Raw genomic sequence first — 1,148 nt, 5'->3', positions numbered from 1 at the left:
GTACGCAATATCCCAAAAACATCACGCTGAAATAAATGTTTAGTTTTAAAAAGAATAATTTAGAGAAAATAAAGTCATTCATTCGGAATTCAGAGGAAGTCCAAATTGAAAAATCCGATAAAGAGGAACTAATCAAAATGATTAGACCTACTGTTGGAATTCGGACTAAAACGAGCGATGATAAATACGTTAAAGTTGGAAAATCAAAACTTGGAGGAAAACCTGATTTACCAAAAGACTTTGAGTGGCCTAAAGCAGATGGAAAACCAATGCTATTTTGTGCTCAATATAATTTGGCCGAATTAACAAAATTTGATAAAGAAGACAAGTTACCTAAAAAAGGCTTTTTCTATGTTTTTTTGAGTCTTGACCAAGAATGGAGAGAATTTAATGGTGTGAACCAACCATATAAATTAATATTCAGCGAAACTGAAAATATCGTCCGAACTGAATTTCCAGATGACCTCGAGGAAAACCAGACATTTAAAACAGCCTTGGTTGAATTTTTTGAATTCTATACAATTCCAGACGACGAAAATTATAAACTGTTCGAATTAGAAAAAAAGTACAATAATGACTTGTATTTCTTTTTTTATCAACCGACTGAAGAATTTATTGTGGAGGAACTTTATCAAGATTCGGATAATATGCATCAAATTCTCGGTCACGACAGGTCAATTCAATCAAGTGTAGTTTATGAATTCGCTTCTAAAGAATTGGGACTTTATGGAGCGGAAAGTTCTGAACACCAAAAACGATGGAATGATATTTTAGAATTATCAAAAACATATGAATTGTTACTTCAGTTAGACTGTTACGATTCAAATACTGATTTATCAAAATTTGGAGGAAGCGGAACTTATTATTTCGGAATATCAAAATCGGATTTAAAAAATAAGAATTTTAACGTTATTAAAATGTCGTTTCAAATGACATAAAATACTGCGCACAACAACGTATATAGCTCATAGCTAATTAGTTGCTTAATCGAAGTTAAGGCATATTTAGAAAGTCGCCAAATTTTTAAATTTGACGATTTCCAACAAAAAAAGATAAATAGTAAAATTTAAAAATCTGGCTTGTGCTTAATCCGAAAATAATTTTATAATTTACACGCTACGAGCCATATACAAAACCGTTGGCTCTAA

The 1,148-nt window shown here is 31.1% G+C and carries 1 protein-coding gene; it reads left to right on the top strand.

Going from position 1 to position 1,148, the window contains the following annotated elements; all coding sequences use genetic code 11:
- Positions 1–137: 137 nt before the first annotated feature.
- Positions 138–938, top strand: a complete 801-nt coding sequence (locus TD29_RS17155; protein ID WP_161792633.1) for a DUF1963 domain-containing protein — start codon at positions 138–140, stop codon at positions 936–938.
- Positions 939–1,148 lie beyond the last annotated feature (210 nt).

Origin of the sequence: Psychroserpens damuponensis (genome assembly GCF_000826655.1) — a bacterium.
GTDB classification, from domain to species: Bacteria; Bacteroidota; Bacteroidia; order Flavobacteriales; family Flavobacteriaceae; genus Psychroserpens; species Psychroserpens damuponensis.
This window is presented reverse-complemented; position numbering and strand designations above follow the sequence as displayed.